Consider the following 21,843-nt stretch of genomic DNA (forward strand, 5'->3'; position numbering starts at 1 on the left):
CCAGTAAGAAATGGATGGATATCCTCTAAAATTAATGTAATAGGTATACATTAGTAGTGGAATGATGATGAAGAAGCCGATAAGAAGTGGTATGCCAAGTCGTTGAAAACGTTCTTTAAGAAACTTGCTAGCACCTTTTTTATTAAACGTAGCTGGCATAAAATAAGCCGAAATCATAAAGAAAAGACTCATAAAAAATGCGGCATTTATAGCGAAGAAAGAACCTAATCCCGGTGAATCAACAGTTTTAAAATACCACCATCCTTCGGAGCCTCCGTACGGTTGACCTGCATGATGGGCAACCACAAGCATGATTAGTGCAACCTTCAAATTGTCCAAAAAATATATCCGGTTTTCAAGTGTTTTCAAGATATCCAGCCCTTTCTTGTAATCTTTGTTTAATTAGCGGCTTCTAATGTTACAATGTTTTTGTCACCCGACACTAATATAGTTATCAAACTTGAGAAAAGGCATTTATAATTAAAATTTCTCTTCCCATATCCAAATTGGCTGCTGAAGAACGATAGATGTAAGATTACGGTTGATTTTTTTTGAATTCACCGTCATCTCGTTGCTAAGAACGATCACTGTTAAATCCTCGTCAATTAGCCGTGTAACATAATGACGGAAACCACTTGGATATCCTCCTGGATGCCCAACTGCCTTTTTCCCCATAACATCATGAGTATACCATCCATATCCATATTGATTCGGAAACTTTTGAGCATGGGTCATACTCATCAGTTCTGATGTTTCTTTGCTTATCAATAAGTTATTGCGCAGGGCTCTGTCAAACAGTTCTAAATCTTCAGCTGTAGAAATGATATCTCCAGCTGCATACGCTGCAGAATTATGCATTAAGGGTCCGACTTCCCCCTTTACATGTCCTTCCGCTTTTGGTATACCAGCCGAAACCGTGAACATAGAATTAATCATGTTACTTGGCTTAAAAATATGCTCTTCTATGTAATTTGCATATGACTGTCCACTGACTTTTTCAACAATAAGTCCTAACATCACATAACCAGTATTACTATAACTAAAGCTTTTACCTGGGGTAAATTCTAATTCAGAATCTCTAACGGTTTGTACAATATCATTTGGATTCCATTCTTTGCTGTAGTCAAATTTGAAATCCGCCTTTAGATAATCCGGAATCCCCGAGCTATGACTTAGTAGTTGACTTATTGTAATAGACTCTCCATTCGGAAAGTCTGGAAAGTATTGCGAAATTGGATTATCTAAGTTTAGAAGTTCCTTTTCTACTAGTTGCATGATTGCTACTGCGGTGAATGTTTTAGATAATGAAGCAATTTGATAGAGCGTGCTTGGGCTATTAGGTAAATCAGTGGTTGCCAATCCATAACCTTTTGTAAATAAAACTTCACCTTCCTTTGCAATTAGGACGGTTCCCTGAAATTTTTCATTTGTCAAATATTGATCGATTTTATCAGAAACGCTTCCAGATAAATTACTATGGTTGTTACGTCCAAATAACAGCAAAGCTACTATAGACACGATTACAATAACAAGAATAGTAATAGAGAAAATTTTTAAGAATCTTTTCATAATTATACCTCTCAATCTATTTCTTTATAGCTTATTAAACACTTCCTAAATTATATGACAAAATTAGACATAACACACTTGTATTAATGAACATTTCTTGGCAATATTTTCTTTTTGTTTTTCTTAATCCACCAAATCAAGGTAATTGTTAGAATTGAATATAAACTTGACACAGTTGTAAAGGCTTAGTAGTTTCTATTGGTGGTTCTTGGTCCACAGGAAAAACTATTACTTCAGGAACTAAATAGTAGAATTATTTGATGTAAGAATTAAATTAAACTGCCCGTTAGTTCAATAAACTGAGCAGCGGGCATCCGCTGAGTATAGAACGACCGCCTATGAAGGCGGTCTCTGTTTTAGCTATTGATTCGCAGGAATATACATACTTTGTATCTCCTGTACTCCCGGAACAAACCCGAGATTAAGATAGACTGACTCCGCATCATTGCCTTCCATGACATACAACCTTAGAATTGGATACTTATCTTTAAGATCAGTCAGGGCTCTTTGCAACATACGTGTAGCGAGCCCTCTTCCTCTGTAAGTGGGTATGACACCTATACTGTATACTGCTGCTTGATTGTCTTGTAAACAAAGGCGACAATTTGCAATGAGCTGACCCGTATCCTTATCATATACAAGTGTAGACGCTTGAGTTAATATCTCATTTGTAAAATTAGGATCTTCGCTAGGTATAAAATTTTCAAGAGAAGACTTTTTTCTCCTTTCTGCTTCAAAACCTCCTGCAAAGCTATTAAAGTCACAATGAGCAATTTCATCTTCATTAATGAATCGCTTATCACCCATCTCATTTTCTCTAATTTGAGGACACTTAATTATAAGATTATTATCCCAGATAACCTTGAAATGATCTGTGGGGCGCTGCATCCAACGACATCTAAACTCATCTGGCCAAAATCCTGCCCTGGTAAATAAATTAACTTGGTCTGGAAGAACCTCAAAGGTCTTTATATGGTTAGTTCTATCAGACCATTTTATTAATATATTCTTAAGAAGCTTCAGTACCTCAAATGAATCATTGAATGGGGGAATATTAAATAAATGATAAATAATATTTGGCGCCATCCTTACCCCACCTATTTTTGATTCTCCTTTATAGATCCAAAAAGAGTTTCTTTGCGGAGCATTGAAGCCTTCTTCCCTAAAAAAACCATTATAATGCATATTATAATAAACTGAACAATATACTCCCCATTCTTCAGGCTCGGCCTTTCGAATAGAATATTCACTCGATAAATCATAATAATTAATATTATCGGACCAACCAGCTAATTGCACACGTCATTCCTCCTCGTTAATACTAAATAATTGAAAATTAATTGAATACCGTTTTTTTCAAAATAGTTCATGTCCCCCTCTCAGGATGTCCGAGAACAACAAAAAGACCACAAATGAACGTAGCTTCATCTGTAGCCTCAAATCTCCTGGATTATCCATATTAACAGGTAATAATTAAGTATATACCTGAAAAAAAGCATACAAATACCGAGCACACAAGGCGCGGTGGAGAATGTGGTGTATGATATTGCTGTTGTTCTTAATGATATGAGCGCAACTAAAAAGAAGGTATACAGATAATAACTGTAGTTAACTCCCCTTAGGCCTCACATATTCAGTTATTTTATCAACTGATTAAGAACAACAAAAATCATGACACCATTCACTCCTATTGAATACACTTTTTCTTATAATATCAGAACCTTGGAAAAGTTTCAATTTTTATAAGTATGAGAGAAAGCTACCACAACGCTATTCTGCCCGTTACTTCAGCAAAGAAAAAGGATCGTCTGACTGCTCGGCAGCCGGCGATCCTATTTAAGTAACGTGTCCGTTAGCTCAATCAAACACGTCAATAGACTCTCCGTTTAAATTGAATAATATTACGCCGGTACGATTAAATTATTATATGCCGTAGCTATAAGAATTCTTAATAGGACCGGCTACATAAGCATGTTCACATTTTTTTCTGAATGATGAAATATAATGGAAGTATTTGATAAACAGGAGGACATGATGCCAATGTCACAACCGTCTCAAGCCTTCATGAGAGGTACGTTATTCTTATCCGTCTCCGCGTTTATTAACCGTATCCTCGGCTTCATCAGCGGGATGTTCGTAGCTAGGGTGCTGGGTGCGGAAGGAATCGGCTTGTTGATGATGGCGCATCCCCTTGTTCCACTGGTCATCACGATTACGGAGCTGGGCTTGCCGGTCGCTATCTCCAAGCTTGTCGCTGAGGCCGATGCCCGTGGAGATCGGGCTAAGGTGAGACAAATCCTGCACGTCTCCTTGTTCATCACCGGCTTCCTGAGTGTCACGCTGACGACCCTCTCCCTGCTCGGTTCGGAATGGATCGCATCCTTAGTGCTCAGCGATCAGCGTGCTTATTACGCCATGCTCGCGATAACGCCTATTGCGCCAATCGTTGCTGTTTCAGCGGTTCTAAAGGGCTACTACCGCGGGAAACAGCGGATGCACACCATTGCCGTCTCCGATGTGTTGGAGAATACCGTACAGATCGCATGTGTGCTGGCGTTGGTGCACGTCTTACTGCCCTACGGCGTTAGCTATGCCGCTGCTGGTGCTATGGCCGCCTCAGTGGTCAGCGAGATCAGCAGTCTGCTGTTTCTACTTGCCAGTTACAAGATGCGCGGTGAAATCAAACTGCCGGGGGAGACATGGGCTGCCCACCTTCGGAATGGCCGATCGACCCTCACAGAGCTGCTTCGAATTGGTTTGCCGACTACCGGCAATGGTGTGATTCACTCGCTTTACGGTGCCTTCCAGCCACTACTCATTACGACAAGCCTGGCAGCTGCCGGAATCAGTACGGCAATGGCTACCAAGCAGTTCGGTATGATCGCCGGATATGCTTTCCCACTGCTCTTCATGCCCAGCTTCATCACTCAATCCCTTTCCACTGCCCTCATCCCAGCCATCAGCGAAGCGGCTGTCAACAAGAACAGTCTGTTGATGCACGAAAGAATGGAGCAAGCCTTGCGCATGGGCCTTTTTATCGGGGCGCCGGCGACCGTCATCCTGTACGTTTGGTCCACGCCACTAACCACCCTCATCTATGACGCACCGGAAGCCGGCTTGCTACTGAAGATTCTAGCACCGATGTTTTTCCTGCATTATTTCGATGCGCCGCTACATGCCATACTGCTGGGACTCGGTCGTGCGAATGCTACCCTGTGGAATTACGTAATTACCACGGTGTTCAAGATTGCAGCCATCTACGTGCTCGGCAGCCAGTTTGGCATTATAGGAATCGCTTTTGCGCTGGGCTTGAGCATTGTACTCATCACGATGCTCAACTTCAACTCAATCTCCGTCAGCATCGGGTTCTACTGGGATATCCGCCCCTATGTGAGAGTCACTTTCTCTATGATCATCATGGTTCTTTGCGGGCAGTGGGCGATCTGGTACCTAGAAGGCTTTGACCTTCCAATGCTGTGGAACGCCCTCGGTTCCGTCAGCTTCTCGTTGCTCGCATACTTCGCCGCCCTGTCCCTGACAAAGGCCTGGAGTCGGAAGAGCAGAAGAATCTATTCATAAATGGCAGAAACAGCGGCAGCCCATGCAAAAGAATAGAGTATGTACTTCCGCTTTAATCAGAAGTCATACAATTAATGTTTCCCGTTAGTTGAATGAATTCCAGCCTTCTCCTTCTTTTATCACTCAACTAAGATTATCCCCACCTGATGATTATGCGCATATGTTCAAGTTCTGGCGCCGCTAGATGTATGCCTCGAAAAAATCCCCATTTTATGGGGCGAAGGAAATCGAAATCTTCTAAGGAATACATTACTGCCTCGTTATACATTCAAGATCCTGCTGAATGGTGTAGTTGAATTGAGCTATCCTGCATTACTTTAATACAAGCCTCCAAATTACTACTCGTATTATTTTCATGAAATTGGAAAATCTAAGTCCGACGAAAGGAGGTCCATGCATGGTTGAGTACACTAACATTCAAGACAACTCCGAAGAAATAATGAAGTGTATTGTTAACTGCGACACCGAACAGGATCATAAGGAAAAAGATAAAAAACTATTGAACAGCATTCCGAGCGAAGAAAAATATATTGATGAACCATAAATAGCTGCTTAGATGGCTGTTATTCTTATGAGTTAAAGGATAAGAGCATTCAACATGGAAACTCACTTCCATTAGCCCTTTAGTTTAATGAGACCGCCCGATTATCCCGCAGCGGTCTCATTTGCTGTTGAGCTATAGTTTATGCCGCGCCTAGCAACATAACCTGCTAAAAATGAAGACAGCGACAGTCATGGACAATATATAGTCCTAGCTGTCGCTGTTTTATTTGTATTAACAATGGTAGTTCAATATTTTATTCTTCCCCGTATCCAAACCATAATATCGCTGCCTTAATGGAATTCAGTTGGTACATAATAGTCATCGACAAGTAGATCATTGCCGTCGGGCTGTTGCCTTGAACAATAATATAGATTTGCAGAGCCAAGTTAATAAAGTTAGCAAGAATCCAACCGATCCAAGAAATAGCTTTCCCCTCAACCATTAAATACTGCGAAATAACTTGGACTAGGAACACTAGAACGTTAAATATGATGACCCACATCGGTGCATCACCTGGAAGAATCGTACCGCCATAGAAGTAGAGCACGACAGAACCAACCAAAGCAATAACTGCTGAAATATATAGATTGGATTTCGTAACTTTCGTGACTTCGATTTCTTTTCCCATCGTGAAGAAGCCTTTTAAGTACAGAGCAGCACAATAGATACCTACGAAAACATTCCCTAACAAGCCAAATCTATAGTTATTAAACGTGTCGAATATGGCTCCAACGACACCCAAACCACTCGCAGTTTTCCCATATTGATTGGCGAAGAGCAACACGATTACCATACCGAGAATACCGCCAATAAATGAGGTGACGAGAAGGAGATCAAAGGTACCTTCATAACTATAATAAGTACTAGCCACCACCAGAGCGATTCCCAATATGAGCCATAACGTGTCCCATGTTTTGCTTTTTAGAACTCTATAAATTCCTTGTTTCATACGCCTATTCCTCCTCCGTTAGAACGGTTAATGCCAATTTGATAGACTGCAATTCTCCAATTTTCATTTGTGATTCACCTGAAACCAACTCGTTGACCCCATCTGCAAGTGGCTCCATATAGGGGACTACATTATTAAGAATCGATAAAGTCTGAATTCCCCTTAAACGGCCAACAACATAGAGAGCGCTTGTCTCCATATCTGCGCCTAAAACTTGTTTACGCGACCAGAAATCTTCTACTTCCATATTGTTGTCCATATAAAATCCATCATGGCTTCTTGCGATCCCATGCTTCACTGGATATTCGGTTTGCTTCAATGCCCGCATTAGAAGCTCACTTGATGGAATTGCTGGGAAATCCTTTGGAACATACTTTTCCGTTAAGCCCTCATCACGAACAGCACCCGTTACGACCATAATTTCGCCAACCTTAAAGCTACTGTCCATTGCACCGCAGCTGCCGGCACGAATTACATATTCGACGCCAATCGCTTTTAACTCCTCTATAGCAATAACCATGGAAGGTGCGCCAATGCCGGTTGACAGGACAAGAATCTTCTGCCCCTTATACTTACCAATCGCAGATTTGAACTCACGATTATACGCGATATCTTGTGGATTTTCCAGGACCGATTTCACGATATCTACCCGGGCGGGATCTCCAACTACAATGGCTTTTTTGACAGCCAACGATTCATCCAGCTGAATATGAGGTTGTTTATTCATTATCTTCACTCCTTTGAACCAAGCTCAATCAATAAGCCAGGGTTCCGCAATTTAATTACGCCATTATCCATTTCTATCAACTCTAGATCTTTCAGTTCCTTTAACACGCGATCGACACTGCGTGGTGTTGAACTAATGCGTTTTAATAGTGTCTTTCTTTCTATATAATCTCCTTTGCTTAATGAACTTAGCGCCACAACAACTTGACGCTTCGTGGAGAACAAACTATAAGATTCGATTCTTTTGCTTAATTGATAAATTTGGTTACATAATGATTCAGTCAAATTTCTGGCGAAACCTCGGTCTAATTCCATCCATTCAAGAAAAGATTCTCGAGACAATTTTAATAACACCACATCACTTAAAGATTGAACGGAAGAGCTAAAGGGTATTTTCTGAAGAAGCTCATGCTCGCCAATTAAATTTCCTGGCCCATAGATGTCAAGCGTGATCTTTCGACCCGAATCGCTAAGAATAAATATGTCTATTTTTCCTTGAACAATGATATAGACTTCTGAATAGATGGTTCCTTGCTCCAGCTTAAACTTTCCTCTGGCGTATTCTTTGACTTGAAACTTTTTAAGAACCGAATAGGGACAGTGTTGTAGAAGCTCCGCAATTTCTGGAGAACTTTCTATAATCTCAATTAGTCTGTTCACAATCTCTTCCTTTCTACCGTAGCGGTAAAGTATGGACTCAGAAATTGATAACATCATTTCACTTCTATTGTATCAAGGAAGGCAATGCGATTAAACGTCAATTATCTTCAGAATTAACATGAAGGAAAACGTTTACATGATTTTGGGTAGACAAATGTCTACATAGTCTTTCGACTAGGCAAAGCAAAAGCCCTGCTTGAGCGAATAGAAAGTTGCTCAAACACGGCTTCATCGTTAGAAAATAGAGAAATCATCACTCTGATTTCGTTCCCACTCGCTTCGCAAGTTCGACTAAATCATACCCTTTCAGCGCACCTTCGACGAGCTCAGGAAGTAAGGCTGGTGTACAAGCAAAACAAGGCGTTCCGTCTCGAGCGAGTTGTCTCGCAACATGCTCGTCATAGAACGGTTGACCTTGATCAGACAATGCAAGTAAGCACATCGTCCGTACTCCCGCTTCTCGCAGTTCACGCATACGTCGTATCAATGCGGATTGGTTGCCACCTTCATATAAGTCCGAAATGACAATAAACAAGGTCTTCTTCGGTTCTTCCACAAATTGTTCGCAATAGGCAACAGATTTGTTAATATCCGTTCCACCGCCCAATTGAATGCCGAACAGCATCTCCACGGGGTCATTCGCGCATTGTTCAGTTAGATCTACCACTTCCGTATCGAATACGACGACACGCGTTCGCAGCGCAGGAATGCTCGCAAAGATCGAACCGATTACCGATGCCCATATAACCGAATCAGCCATCGACCCGCTCTGATCGATATCCAGAATAACCGTCCATTCTTGACTGCGCTGTGCCCGATCGAAGAAGTAGAATTTCTCCGGTATAATCTGACGGCTCTTTCGATCATAATGCTTCAAATTCCGCTGAATCGTACGCTTCCAATCGATACCGCTCACGGAAGGAAGCGGAGAATGCTGCCGACGATTCAACGCTCCCGTCACCGCGCGCCGGATGTCCTGTTCGAGCCGTTTGACAAGTTCTTCCACAACGGAAGCTACCAGCATTCGTGCCGTGTCCTTCGTCTTCTCCGGAATTTTTCCCTTCAGCGATAACAGCGTCCCAACCAATTGAATATCGGGTTTCACATGGGCTAGTACTTCCGGCTCGAATAGGAGCTGCTTCCATCCCTTTCTTTCCATCGCATCATTCTGAATAATCGAGACTACGTCCTCAGGGAAACATTGTCTGACATCACCGAGCCATTTGGATAGACGGGGTGCAGACTTGCCGAGACCTGCATTCCGCCCGGAAGAAGCCCCAGCGTTATGTTGGGCTGTCTCTTCTACGGTATCATCATAGATTGCCGCCAAAGCTTCATCCATAATTCTTTCTTCGTCCGATAGCACAATGCTCCCACCTGCACAACAGCCAGCCAGCTGCTTCTCCGCAGAAGCGCCTAATATCATTCTCCATCTTGACACCGTCTGTGTATCTACATAGTTATCCATGGTCAAAAATCCTCAAAATCAAAATCATTTAGCTCGTCAATCATCTTTACTTCGTCCTCCTTCAATTCCCCCGTCAAGATCTCTGCTGCTTGATCTGCATGAACTCCCCACATCTCGCCTAATAACTCAGCGATCATCGTCTTTTCCCGCGGAGTGAACGAACCAAAAGCACGCCGCAGGAATACGAGCGCACGAGTGAATTCCTCATTGCTCAGCGAGACAATGTACGCATTTAACTGTTCCCATAAGCTCTGCCGAGATAGTAAGGCATACCGATTGCGCTGTGACAATCCTTCGAACCACCCTGCTCCGAGATCTGCTGGAATGCCGGGAGAGAGCCTTCTAGATACCTCTTCAGCACATTGCTGAGCGGTGATGGCATGACGTTCCATTAAGATCGCGCAAGCAAAACCGGAAAGGCGAGGATTCCGATCATCCCGTTCTGATAAATGCAGTAGCTCTTGAAGCCACAATGATTCATCCACTTCGTCGCTATGTTCCAAGGATATTCGGTTCAGCTCATTCATCGCCGACATCATGTCGCTTGCCGCCTCATCATTGCATTGCGCTGCATCCAGGAGGAATAAGCATGCCCTCATAAATAACTGTTTCAGGAGCGGCAGCAACCGGTCGGTATCCATGCGACGCAAGCCACCGTAACCGATAATCATGGACAGCTCTTTCGATGCTGCAACGATTTGGACCACATCACGGCTATCAGCAGCAAGCCGTTGCAGTGTCTGACGCGCGGTTTCCATCTGCTCTAGCATGCGGCAATCGCATGCCTTACGGATCAGCAAGGAGGCTTCCGCGATGGTACTGCAGCTATCCAACTTCTGCTGCAGCACATACGCAGAGGCTACTTCAATTGTCTCCCCAAGAAGCGTCGATTCCACCACCTGAATTTCGACTTCAGGTGACCATTGAATGACCCAATGCTCCGCCCAAGTTGCATGTTCCTGACCACTGGGACGAAGCTTTGCAAAAGAGATGCCCAGCCATGCTAATCGATGCAATAACGTGGACCGATTCAAATCGAGGAAGGCAGATTCTTCCGATGTCACCCGACGATTCTCGCGCAAGTCCAGCGATAAATCGGTAGCCACGGTTGTCTTGTACTTCTCGAGCTTCAATTGCTTCAACAGGCGATTCAGATCATCCTGAATCGGGGTCTGGCTGACACCTTCAGCCAAGGAGCCGATGGCTGTTCCGACATCAACGCGTACGAGCGCTTCCGCGATGACCGAGAGATCACCGCGACCCAGTAACGTCTGAGCCGCATCTCTCAAATCCCGTAGGGTTGGCGCGCTTCCTCCATACAGGGCGGCTAGCGCTTCGGCAAGCCGAACGGCTTCGATCACTTCCGCGGTTGAACGATGGTTCCCCGTTTCCCTCATCCATCTGGCAATCGATGATAAATAATAATGGGGCAGCTCTTCCAATGTGTTGGTCCGCATGCGATCCCACATCATCTCATAATAATTCGGCGCATTATTGCCTGCGCCGTAACCCGACATCGAAGATAATTTATAGTAAGAGTAAGGCATAAGCGTTAGCTTTGTCTTACGGGATGGCAGCTGTGCCCACTCTTGATCCGTCATCAGATGGAAATCTTGCGCAAGCGCAGCCGCATGGTATGCTCCGCAGACGACAACAATGCGGTTCGGTTCATGACCTGCGGCAATCGTGTCTTGAATTTGCCTCCGCATAAAAGCCTCACGAACTGCGTTATAGGCGTATTCCACCCGTTGATGTTGTTTCTCATCTTCCTCCGTCAGTTCACGCATCTGTGTGGAGAAAGCAATTATCGCATCCTGATAAGCTCCCTTATTAGGATTGAGCTCATAATTACGTTCCCAGTACATATCGTAATCATACTCGCCTGCAATCGCAGCGATTCGACTGTAGATGGAAGCGTCATGGAGAGAATCGGATTCGGTACGCTCTTCAGTCACCGTTTCTTCATCTTCCATGTTCTCTTTCGCTTCCAACCGTAGCTGCTGCATTGAAACAGTAACTGAGGACGGCAGGTCGATAAAGGCGGCATGAGCTCCATTCTCAGCTGCCCATTTCATGGCTTGAAGCTCTGGAGAATAAGCAGCGAATGGCCATAATACCGTTCGAACAGGGACATCCTCCGTAAAAGCGAGAATTGCAACGGGAGGAGTCGTGTGCAGATTCGTTAAATGATGAATCTCCGAGTTCGCATCCGATGGCCCTTCAATGAGTACGGCGGTTGGCTGTACTTCCTGCAGCAGCTCTAGCAGATGCAGGGAGCCGCCGGGAGACAGATGCCGCACACCAAATATATGTACAGCTGCCGTCGCTACGCTATTCACTCGTTCATCTCCTTACAGGCTGTGTATAGACCTCGCCATTCTGCGCCACGCTTTTTCATCACATTGTCAAGATACTCTCTCCAGACCAATTTATCCTTCACGTCATCCTTGACAATAGCACCCTGTAATCCTGCGGCAAGATCTTCATCCGTAATCTCGCCGTTGCCGAAACTCGCTGCTAATGCCATGGAGTTCGTCAGTAGAGAAATCGCCTCTGCCGTAGAAATCACGCCCGCTGGAGATTTCAGCTTCTCTTTCTTATCCAATGTCATCCCGCTGCGCAATTCCCGGAAGATAGTTACCACCTTGATAAGCGCCTCATCTGCAGGAACAGCGGCTTGCAGATCATATGAGGAAGCAATTTCACGTACTCTTTTCTTCACAATTTCAACTTCTGTATCCATATCGCTTGGTGTCGGCAAGATCAGAATATTGAAGCGACGCTTAAGGGCAGCCGACATCTCATTGACACCCCGATCCCGCGTGTTCGCCGTCGCGATTATCGAGAACCCTTTCCGTGCACTAACCTCTCGACTGAGCTCCGGAATCGAAATCGTCTTCTCAGACAGAATCGAGATAAGCGCATCCTGGACCTCAGAGGCACATCGTGAAATTTCCTCGAATCGTGCGATACCGCCGGCTTCCATCGCCCGCATCACAGGGCTTTGCACAAGCGCCTCCGGTGTCGGTCCATTCGCGAGCAGCATGGCATAATTCCACGAATAACGAACATGCTCCTCACTAGTACCCGCCGTCCCTTGAACAACAAGGTCGGAATGTCCATAAATGGCGGCAGTTAGATTTTCGGATAACCAGGATTTAGCCGTACCTGGCTCCCCAATTAACAGTAGCGCCCGATCGGTGACCAGTGTCGCGATGGCCATTTCAATCAGTCGTTTGTTGCCGATATATTTCGGTGTGATCACCGTTTTACCGACTTTGCCTCCGGTAATGAATGTAAGCACGGATTGTGGTGACATTTGCCAGCCTACGGGGATCTTCCCTTTATCTGCTTTCTTTAAAGCAGCTATTTCTTCCTGATATAATTGCTCAGCTGGCAGCCGCATCATGTCTTGCCATTGCTCTTGACTCGTAACCATGTTCCCATCTCCTCTTGTTCTTCATTCTGTTCTAGTTAAAGCGATATGAAATTACACGGAGTCCGCCACGACAGCTTCTTGCTTCTTTCTCTCCATCTCATTCCATACATACTGCAGCTGTTCGCGAGCGGTATACCGATATTTCTGGATCATAGCAGCCAGACGTTCTTGATAAGTTAATGGCAGCTTATACAGATATTCCAGCACATGGCCTTCAAACGCATAAAGATTACCGCTCCGCTTTTGTTCAAGTACATTCATGAGCAAATCCGATTGGATCGAAGCATCAACACCCGCACGTTCAAGACCAAGAAGCAGAATGTCAAAGGATTGATGTCGCAGATCCGTCATATCATGTATCCGCTTTAGTAGGAATGACTGCGATTCCGTATGGTCCGGCCGTGCGAATACGCAGACGAGATGAGTGGCTTGAACCTCAATCAGCCAATCTAACCATCGCGAATCCCATAGCTGTGCGACCTGATCTACAGGCATCATTTCCACTTTACGAAGATAAGAATTCTCTTCAGGGGAACTCCACAGATTAGGGTAGAGCTGATACGGATACGCAATCACTTGCTGCTCAAGGATAGATAGGAACTCCTTCAGCTTTTTCTGGGTCTCCTTATTGGTCTTCATCTTCCATTTGTTACGTACGGAATGTACATAGTGTTCATACAACTCGGATGGCGAGAGCAACCGAAACGACGCACGGAAGGCATACGATAGATAACGCGTATTGTGTTGTTCCAAAACATATAGAGCTTCCAATGCTTCCAAGGAATTTTCGTGTTCCAAGTAATAAGCTGCGGCATCCAAAATATCCAGTCCGGCAAAAGAAATATACAATGCATATTGTCTTGTTACCTCAGTGAATAGTTCATATAACGTATCGCTTCGTTTCCCTTCCAAAGCGGTGAGAAAGTGTTTTATTTTTATCTGTGATGCTTCAGTCTTCTTCTTATCATCTTTGTGCTCTATTGCATGCTCCAGCTGAGCACCGAGATCCCGAACCAGCCAATCCGTTAATTGTTCCGAGCTGCATTTGGCTGCGGCTTTAGCTGCGATTTCAATGTCCTTGCCCGCAAAAGCTTCATAGATCCGTTCAACCGCTACCTCGGAGTTCATTTCTGCTAGGGTTTGATAGGCAGCTTCACGAATCGATTTCTTCTTGTCTTTCGTCCAAGACAGCAATGCAGACTCATAGGTGGCATGAGCAGCTAGCAACCGAATCGCCGTCAAGCGAACTTCCTCGGACCCGGATTCGGCTGCCTGGAAGATTAGATCTATCACGTCTCCTCCGCCTGCCTGCCCGATCACTTGAAGCTTACGGCTCTCGACCCTGCCTCCCATCGGATCGAAGCTGTCGATCAAATATGGAATGACCTCAAATCCGTAGGAAGGTAGGATCTTCTGCATTGCAAATTCGGCGATCTCCGAATAGGGATCTCCAATTGCTCGAATGGCAAGTGGCAACAGACGAAGATCCCGGAACATACCAACATCGTATGCGTGAACAACCACCTCATACCGATTGCTTCCTGTCGTCGTAAGCGCTGCCTCCACAGCAGCCAGTTTGCGATAGGATAGAAATGTAGAGAAGGATACGGGACGATTTTCTAGCGGTCTTAGTTCCCCCTGCGGTGCTGTCATGCCTTGTGTACGAAGAACGGAAGTCAGGAGTAGATTCAAATCCTGCAGTTGGTCTGCAGATTGATAGTTTTCGATATCCGCTGGCTCAATCAGAGCCGAAATCCCTTCTCCTAATCTCTTATAAATCGGAGCCCGCTCACCAAGCTGCTGGAATTGCGGCAGCATCCGCTTTAACCGATAATCACCGAGTGCCAGATCACTTCCAGCGATGAAGATTCGGCGCAGCACTTGATGCAGCTCTTGTAACAATGCTGTACTCATGTTCATTCCTCCTAATACAAGAGACGGAGCATTTCCGCATCTTTCAATATCGTTAAGGGCATTGCCGTTAGCCGCCCTGTGTCCATATCGTGCTCGAACTGAACCAGCATGCTGACATCCTCCAATTGCGATGCTGACAAATACTTGAACAGCGGAAGGGTCCGATGCCCATTGGATGTTTGATCCCGTAATACAAGATGTTGGCCGGATTCATCTACAATGACGACTTCATCTTGATTGGATTGCATAACCTCGGCCACATGAAGCAATACGAGCGGATTGGCGTGACTTAACGGATTCTTCAACTGATTTTTTACTTTTTTGATGACATCTGCATACGATCGTTGGGCATATTTGGATAAATCGACGACTTCATGCGAATCGAGCTTTCTAGCAATCAACTCTTCAAAGCGTACTCTGCGGTTCATATCCCCTGGATATTGATATAAGGAGGGAATGCACACAGCATCAAAGAAGCTGTCTTCTTCACGCATCAGCTTCGCCGCTTTGTATGGCCGATAATGAATAGTGCGATGAATCTCACCGCTGTCCTGTTCCAACCAATAGCCTTCGTCAACAAACTCTTGTCTTGCCGAATCGTCATAGCTCACAAATGCGAGCTGGACCAACTCTACTTGTTCCTTCATCAACCCGTATTCCTTGAGATCCGTAAGCTGCCACGCATGTCCCAACCATTCCTCGATCGTCGATTCATGGTCTAGCGCCAATGTCGGATCTTCTAATTTGCTTGTTAAATAAGCGCGTCCTTTTTTAATAAAAGCGTGCATCACGGCCAATTGCTCCACGACATCCGTGTATACTTGCTCACGATCATCTGCTTCCGAGAGCAGCAAGGTAAGCCGTCTGAGCTCCGTTTGCGCACCCGTGAGATAATAATTCCCCATTTGCTTCACATGCTCTTGCATCGTCTTGATCACTTTCTTATCAATAGTGCCAAGACCATTCCGAATCATAGATCGCAACAACTTCTCGAGTACATCCAATCCTTCAAGCTGTGATTGGACTTTTTTCTTAAGCGCCGTCTTGTTCACCTTTTTCGGCTTGGGTTCCGCCCCTTCACTAGCCTGTTGCGACTTCTTCTCTTCCCGCTTCTCCACCTTTTCCCGTTTGATGACAATGTCTTCCGGCACTGTGGCGCCAGTGAATGTTTCTCCCCCGACGTAGGCATATAATAGTCCCAATGCATGCTTGCATGGTAATTGCCTGCTTGGGCAAGAACAACGTAGTATCGGTTTTTCAGGTTGGATAAAATCTGCTGAACATTGGTAATTCGAGCTTCCGCTTCCTTTACATTCCCCGAATAACAACGTACCATCTTCGGAATTATGTAGCTGCACAAAACTGCGTTTCTTGACTAGACCTTGCGCATTTTTTATGGCTGCTGCATTCGAAGCTAGCGAATCCACGTAGGATGTTGTAATTTCAATCAAGGTTATCGCTCCTATCTCTCTTACTTCATGACTACTTTATCAACGTACGTCGGATCTCTTATAAGTATGAATGGTTGAAGCCCACTCATCTTCCACTTTATATCGATCAGGAACTTTTGGCTAGTGAACATCTCTCTACTTTTAATGGGTGATGCGAGACTGGCCAGAACAAAATGGCGATCGCCCCCGGTTCAATACCGTAGAGCGATCGCCATTTTATTAGATATACAGTTCTTTTATAGCATAGACAAGACGGCCTTTGGAACTTTACAAACGACGCTGTAAGCGGGGTTGAACACATTCGCCACTTCGTATTCCACAGCCTGGCCAAGAAGCAGACTCGCTTCCGAGGCAGTCAGACCGAAGTCTTTCGTCAGCAAAGACAGCATTTCCGTCGTTGCGTGCTGTAGAGCTTGGTCAAGTGGCCTGGCGTTGCCGATGCAGAACCAATGCGTGTCCGATTCGCCTCGCGGCCAACCGATCTTTTTCCCCTTCAATAACCGAACGGTGAACCGGACGTCGAGCGATATTTCCACTCCGGTGCCTACAATTTCCCCACAGCCTTGAACGGCATGCCCATCCCCGAGAAAGAAAAGCGCCCCCTCCGAAAAAACCGGAAAATAGACGGTAACACCGGCTACAAGACCTTTATAGTCCATATTCCCGCCGTATTCCCCACTCGTCACCGTTGAAATCGCCTGATCTTTCGGAGGAGCAACGCCAAAGCAGCCTAGAAACGGGCGCGCTTCCAGCTTCAATCCGGCCAAACCGGGTGTCGGCTGTTCCAAAGCAACCCAAGCTTGCTCAGAGTCCACAGACCAACGGATGATTTCGAGCGGTGGCAAGGCTGCGGCAGCTTTGGGATCGACGACGTTCGGCGCCAGCACGTTGGACGTCCAGCCCCAAGCCCGGCTAGGCACCATCGATTCAAGCCGTACGGCAAGCGTATCGCCGGGTTGCGCCCCTTCCACATAGAAAGGTCCCGTCATCGGATTGCTGGGCAGGGCGGCGCTTTCTCCCTGATTGTCCCAGCCCCTGGCGTCTACTGTAGATGTCACGACGGTATCGCCGTCGGCAATTTTGAGTACAGGCTCGTGAGCCCCTATGGTGTTGTGGAACTGCTCGGGTTGAAAATGATGTACAGCCATCGTTTCGTCTCCTTTAGATCGAGGAATCTTCCTTGGCTTTCACATTGCTTCAGAGCATCGACAATTTCGATGGGGTTGTAATCACCCTTTATCAGGAGATTTCTTCAAAGTCACACTAACTTCCGAAACGCCATTTACTGGATCACCATAATCATACGATGCGAAAAGACTTCCCTTCTTGTATGCATTTGATTCGCCAGTCGGTGTAAATCCTGCCGATTCCAACGTGGTTTGCAGCGTTTTAATATGGGCGTCTCTGCTATCAATATTAACGTAGTACTTATACATCAGCACATCTTCCAAAGCTGTAATATCAATCTTTTTCGGCTGAGTTCCGATCGATGCACTAAAATCTGGTACATCCTTATATAGATCAGTAACCTTGTTGATAAGAGATGGGTCAAACACATATTTTACTACAGGTTCTTTCTTTAAATCGGGTAAATTCCCGTCCGATGAATGTGCGTAGACCACTGTCAGATCTTCGTCTATGCCATGTTCAACCGACCATGCGATGAGCGTGTTATCGCTTGCGCGGCCATACACGTCATTCTCCGTTTTGCCAAAAATCTTGTTGATTATAGTGCTGTCGGTAATCGGCGCGTAACCCGCGTCTGATAAGATTTTCGGAACATCTGAGAGTGGGCTAGTAAGTTTGTATGCCATTGTCAGTTTTTGATAACTGCCATCAATCGTCGCAAGATAAGGCTGTAAATCGACTAACGTCGGCGCTTTTTTGTAAGTCTCAATAACTTGACTGATCGAAACCACATTATCTGTTTCCGATGGTTGGGTTGTTGGGGTTTGAGTCTTGGATGGAGCCGGCGTGTTTTCCACCTTTATAGGCGGTGCGCTTGTATCAGTTGAGCAAGCAGTTATTGCCATGAGCACCATGGTTAAAGTAAGTAACGTGCCTAACAATCTACATGTAAAACGCCAAGTTGAATGACCATTTTCTGTCACAACGAACTTCATAAGAGACCTCTTTCTCGTTTGCCCGTATGCTAAACGTATAAGTTGATTAATCGATCTAAATTATAATCCAAAAATTTACATACGTCATTAAGAAAATTTGTCATTTTATGGAACGTTGTGTTGCATTTGCCACCCTTTATAAGAAGTACATTTTCAAATTTATCTTATATTCATATTAAGGAAATTAGGCACTTTGACTCGCTATTCCGAACATCAATACATGATAGTTCACGACCCTTAGACCTTTTGGTGTAGCATGTCGGTGAAATATTTCCTCCACATCTTTTAAGCATTCCTGCCAGACGATTTTTTTCAATGATTCCTTCTGGCCAAAACATTTCTTGATCAGTACATCCTCCGGGCTCGATAGATACTCAATCTCTTCGAAAATTTGCAGTTCGACATTCTCTAAATTACTTTCGGATAATTGGAGTTCAAACTTCATTTTAATATCGTCTAGGTAGTTTTCTGGAAATGGAGCATACAACCCCGGAAAGAAACTTCGAAGCCCTCCGTCTGTCCCACAGTGATGCAATCCCAACACTATACCGCCTGGCTTAATAATACGATAGCCTTCCTCTATTCCCTTATGGAAAAGCCAAGGTCCTTTTTTCGTATAAACGATGTCAAAGTAATCATCGGGAAATGGTATTGGGGTGTCGGCATCCACGGTAAGAAATGATACGGATTCGACGGTGTCCTCTTGCGCCGAAGCAATGTACCCCTCAACGATGTCGATCCCCACGACTTCTTTTGCTTTGTGAGCAAATCTCTTCGTGAATTCCCCATGACCGCAGCCAACATCCAGCACTCGCGCGTTCTCATTTAGGAATTCCACAATTTTATCCGCTAAGATTACCTCGGCTCGTGGCTCATCTAATACCGACTTCCACGGATACTTATATCCACCATCTTCCGAAGCCAAATTTGCGTGCCACTCTGCAGTCTGTGGTGCAATCCATTCGGGATGTTTCATTGGGTCAAATAATAGTTTTGACATGCCAACAGCTCCTTATCTAAAGTATCTAATACTAATGATACGGAAAATTATATATGGGGTTTCAGTTCATACAATCTGTAATTTAAAGCTCCAAGGAATCATTCCTTGGAGCTTTTTAATGCTTATGTCTGGCTTAGATTTTGATGGCTTTGATCATCTGTCGGATCGAACCGAGATGGTAGGCGGAGTGAGCGATCGTCCCCAATAGACCATTCGATGTCTGTTCATCTAAGGAGTCAAGTAAATCAATCTTTTTAAGTAGTTTTGTGTATTCTTGATGCAGTTCGTTATTAATCTGTGTCCATGTGATTTTATCAACGTTTGTGATTTTCCATGATGCTTCCCAGTCCTTCTTAGGTTCTTCTTCATTTAAGTAGGAATTCGCAACCCATAAGTAATAGCGAGTGTGATCCGTTTGTGCGGCGATTGTCGTACCATTGACAGAAATCGAAGCATCTTCTGCTGATATTTTTTCAAGCGTTCCGAATAAACCACTACCAGGTTTCGATTCTGTGTACCAGCTTGCGTTTTTTTCAGGTCCTTCAAATGTTTCCCTCAACAATGTTCTAACAGCTTGCAACATCGGATTGTCCATCTCAATACCTCCTGAAAATGTTTGTAACCATCAAAATCAATTAAGATGGTTATAATTTAACTGAATTGCTTCTAACTGTCAATATGCATTATGATGGTTATAGTAAAGGAGTTTTGAATATGTCGGAAACGAACCCTTATATGATGGTCGGAGAACGTTTGTGTATGGATTTCATCAATACCGTAAGTTGGCGGGAAAGTGCTGAAAAAAGGCGGGATTGGTTTACAAGTTACGCCAAATTGGTCGACTGGTGCATCCATGCTGAAGTCTTGACCGAAGAACAAGCAAAAGCTCTTCTTTTAAAAGCGGAGGAGCAACCGTCTGAAGCGGGAGATGTTCTGAAGCAGGCAATCGAAATGCGGGAAGTCATGTATCGAATTTTCAAATCCATTTCAAAAGAAACATCGCCCCACTCACCAGACTTGGAACGATTCAATGAATTAATGAGTCACTTCTATCAAACTCTGCAAGTAATCCATGAAAAAGATCATTACACTTTGAAGTTCAAGTATACCGAAAAAAACTTGGGCACTATGCTCCCTCCGATTTTGCAATCTGCTGTAGATTTACTCGTTTCCAAAAACGAGCTGGAACGAGTCAAACAATGTGAGGGAGACCCATGTGGATGGTTATTCTTCGATACGAGCCGGAACCGGAGCCGCCGTTGGTGTTCAATGGCCGATTGCGGCAATCGTGCCAAAGCGCGACGATTTTACCAAAAATAAAAGTGACCATAATCGGTCACTTCCCCTCAAAATATTATGAAAGCAATCCTACGTCTTGCTTTTACCTGCTTTCACGTACTTTAACTGTGCAACGATAATGACGCTGATGATGACAAGCAGAAACCACGAACTGATTTTACCAAACCCGACGAGCTGCCATTTTTCTAGTTGGTTGGGATATTTCCAGGCGCCGAAAAATGTTGTGATGTTCTCTGCCAACCATATGAAAAATCCAACTAGCAAGAAGGCAATCGTTAGTGGCATCCGGTAAGTCTTCGTACGAACAGTGTAATGAATCCGAGTTTTCCAAAAAACAATAACCACAAGTGCCATGAGCCACCAGCGAAAATCTGGAATAAAATGATGAGTGAAAAAGTTTAAGTATATCGCAGCTCCAAGCAAAGAGGCAGGAAGCATTCCCGGCCAGCCGGTCATATCCATCTTGAGCCGCCTCCATACTTGGCACATGTAACTCGCCACGCTTGCGTACATAAAACCGCTATATAAAGGGACTCCGAACAATTTACTGTACCCATGTTCGGGGTATGACCATGACCCCATTTGCACTTTATAAAGCTCCAGAGCTAGACCGATGATATGAAACACGCAAATAACCTTTATTTCATCGAGCGTCTCCAATCCACTGCGGTACATCACGTACTGCACGGCAATCAGCACCAGCAAAATGAGATCATACCTATAGATTAACGGGACGCTAAGCCATTTGGAGATAGCCAGCGTTCCGAATATCGCCACTGGGAATAAGCAGCTCATCGCCTGCTGGTACCCAAAATGAAGCAATCGCAATAGTGATTCCCCGAAAAAAATTTGGCCACGCTTGCTTGATCTAATCCTCGTTGATTGTTCTATTTGCATATTCATTTGAAAGACTTTTTAGTCTTACGGGTAAACGACACAATACCGCTAGCAAGACTAATAACTATACCAATTCCAACGAATAAATAACCTATCGGGATGAGGTAAAACGGTTCTACGAGAGAACCATCTATACCGACTTTAGCACCGATAATACGATAAGCAATTAGACAAGCTATTCCTACAATAAATAACATTAATGCTGGAATATATTTTAATTTCATA

Annotated in this window: 20 protein-coding genes; 3 read left to right on the forward strand and 17 right to left on the reverse strand. The window is 44.6% G+C overall.

Going from position 1 to position 21,843, the window contains the following annotated elements; translation table 11 throughout:
• The 3 genes from E0485_RS00005 to E0485_RS00015 all read right to left on the reverse strand — a co-directional run.
• Positions 1–369, reverse strand: a 369-nt coding sequence (locus E0485_RS00005; RefSeq protein ID WP_207910908.1) for an acyltransferase family protein, incomplete at its 3' end; no start/stop codon positions are given.
• A 111-nt stretch (positions 370–480) separates the two neighbouring features.
• Entirely contained in the window at positions 481–1,569 is a 1,089-nt protein-coding gene (locus E0485_RS00010) for a serine hydrolase domain-containing protein (protein ID WP_132415276.1), read from the reverse strand.
• Positions 1,570–1,929: 360 nt separating this feature from the next.
• The gene (locus E0485_RS00015; protein WP_132415278.1) at positions 1,930–2,868 is read right to left on the reverse strand and encodes a GNAT family N-acetyltransferase; all 939 of its coding nucleotides are present in this window, start codon (positions 2,866–2,868) and stop codon (positions 1,930–1,932) included.
• 705 nt (positions 2,869–3,573) lie between these two features.
• Between E0485_RS00015 and spoVB the strand changes: the two genes are divergently transcribed.
• Positions 3,574–5,148 (forward strand): stage V sporulation protein B, encoded by a 1,575-nt coding sequence (gene spoVB / locus E0485_RS00020; protein WP_235857329.1) that lies wholly within the window; start codon positions 3,574–3,576, stop codon positions 5,146–5,148.
• Positions 5,149–5,545: 397 nt separating this feature from the next.
• Complete coding sequence (locus tag E0485_RS24960) at positions 5,546–5,692, forward strand: hypothetical protein (RefSeq protein WP_165921033.1); 147 nt, start codon at positions 5,546–5,548, stop codon at positions 5,690–5,692.
• 253 nt (positions 5,693–5,945) lie between these two features.
• Here E0485_RS24960 and E0485_RS00025 read toward each other — a convergent pair whose 3' ends face one another.
• From E0485_RS00025 to E0485_RS00080, 12 genes are all read right to left on the reverse strand, one after another.
• Entirely contained in the window at positions 5,946–6,641 is a 696-nt protein-coding gene (locus tag E0485_RS00025) for a nicotinamide mononucleotide transporter (RefSeq protein ID WP_132415280.1), read from the reverse strand.
• A 4-nt stretch (positions 6,642–6,645) separates the two neighbouring features.
• A complete protein-coding gene (locus E0485_RS00030) occupies positions 6,646–7,368 on the reverse strand; it encodes a nucleoside phosphorylase (RefSeq protein WP_132415282.1) in 723 nt (240 codons plus the stop codon).
• A 5-nt stretch (positions 7,369–7,373) separates the two neighbouring features.
• Positions 7,374–8,084: a Crp/Fnr family transcriptional regulator gene (locus E0485_RS00035; RefSeq protein ID WP_132415284.1), complete on the reverse strand. Its 711-nt coding sequence runs from the start codon at positions 8,082–8,084 to the stop codon at positions 7,374–7,376.
• Between the two features lie 196 nt (positions 8,085–8,280).
• Entirely contained in the window at positions 8,281–9,495 is a 1,215-nt protein-coding gene (locus E0485_RS00040) for a VWA domain-containing protein (RefSeq protein ID WP_132415286.1), read from the reverse strand.
• Positions 9,496–9,497: 2 nt separating this feature from the next.
• Positions 9,498–11,834, reverse strand: coding sequence for a DUF5682 family protein (locus E0485_RS00045; protein WP_132415288.1), 2,337 nt, complete (start codon positions 11,832–11,834; stop codon positions 9,498–9,500).
• On the reverse strand, positions 11,831–12,934 hold the full coding sequence (locus tag E0485_RS00050) for an AAA family ATPase (protein WP_132415290.1): 1,104 nt from the start codon (positions 12,932–12,934) through the stop codon (positions 11,831–11,833). The genes E0485_RS00045 and E0485_RS00050 overlap by 4 nt, the downstream gene beginning before the upstream one ends.
• A gap of 51 nt (positions 12,935–12,985) precedes the next feature.
• On the reverse strand, positions 12,986–14,848 hold the full coding sequence (locus E0485_RS00055) for a HEAT repeat domain-containing protein (RefSeq protein WP_132415292.1): 1,863 nt from the start codon (positions 14,846–14,848) through the stop codon (positions 12,986–12,988).
• An 11-nt stretch (positions 14,849–14,859) separates the two neighbouring features.
• Positions 14,860–16,299, reverse strand: a complete 1,440-nt coding sequence (locus tag E0485_RS00060) for an SWIM zinc finger family protein (RefSeq protein ID WP_132415294.1) — start codon at positions 16,297–16,299, stop codon at positions 14,860–14,862.
• 236 nt (positions 16,300–16,535) lie between these two features.
• Entirely contained in the window at positions 16,536–17,447 is a 912-nt protein-coding gene (locus tag E0485_RS00065; RefSeq protein ID WP_132415296.1) for an acetamidase/formamidase family protein, read from the reverse strand.
• 81 nt (positions 17,448–17,528) lie between these two features.
• Positions 17,529–18,422: a hypothetical protein gene (locus tag E0485_RS00070; RefSeq protein ID WP_132415298.1), complete on the reverse strand. Its 894-nt coding sequence runs from the start codon at positions 18,420–18,422 to the stop codon at positions 17,529–17,531.
• Between the two features lie 184 nt (positions 18,423–18,606).
• Positions 18,607–19,422, reverse strand: a complete 816-nt coding sequence (locus E0485_RS00075) for a methyltransferase domain-containing protein (RefSeq protein WP_132415309.1) — start codon at positions 19,420–19,422, stop codon at positions 18,607–18,609.
• Between the two features lie 133 nt (positions 19,423–19,555).
• Entirely contained in the window at positions 19,556–20,017 is a 462-nt protein-coding gene (locus tag E0485_RS00080; RefSeq protein ID WP_132415311.1) for a hypothetical protein, read from the reverse strand.
• 119 nt (positions 20,018–20,136) lie between these two features.
• On the opposite strand from E0485_RS00080, the gene E0485_RS00085 reads away from it, so the two are divergent.
• Positions 20,137–20,742 carry a CGNR zinc finger domain-containing protein gene (locus E0485_RS00085; protein WP_132415313.1) on the forward strand — a complete coding sequence of 202 codons (606 nt, stop codon included), beginning with the start codon at positions 20,137–20,139 and terminating at the stop codon, positions 20,740–20,742.
• 48 nt (positions 20,743–20,790) lie between these two features.
• Here the strand turns inward: E0485_RS00085 and E0485_RS00090 are convergent, their stop codons facing one another.
• Positions 20,791–21,618, reverse strand: coding sequence for a DUF817 domain-containing protein (locus tag E0485_RS00090; protein ID WP_407944822.1), 828 nt, complete (start codon positions 21,616–21,618; stop codon positions 20,791–20,793).
• A 2-nt stretch (positions 21,619–21,620) separates the two neighbouring features.
• Complete coding sequence (locus E0485_RS00095; protein ID WP_132415317.1) at positions 21,621–21,842, reverse strand: DUF3955 domain-containing protein; 222 nt, start codon at positions 21,840–21,842, stop codon at positions 21,621–21,623.
• Position 21,843 lies beyond the last annotated feature (1 nt).

The organism is Paenibacillus albiflavus (assembly GCF_004344915.1).
GTDB lineage: Bacteria > Bacillota > Bacilli > Paenibacillales > NBRC-103111 > Paenibacillus_AM > Paenibacillus_AM albiflavus.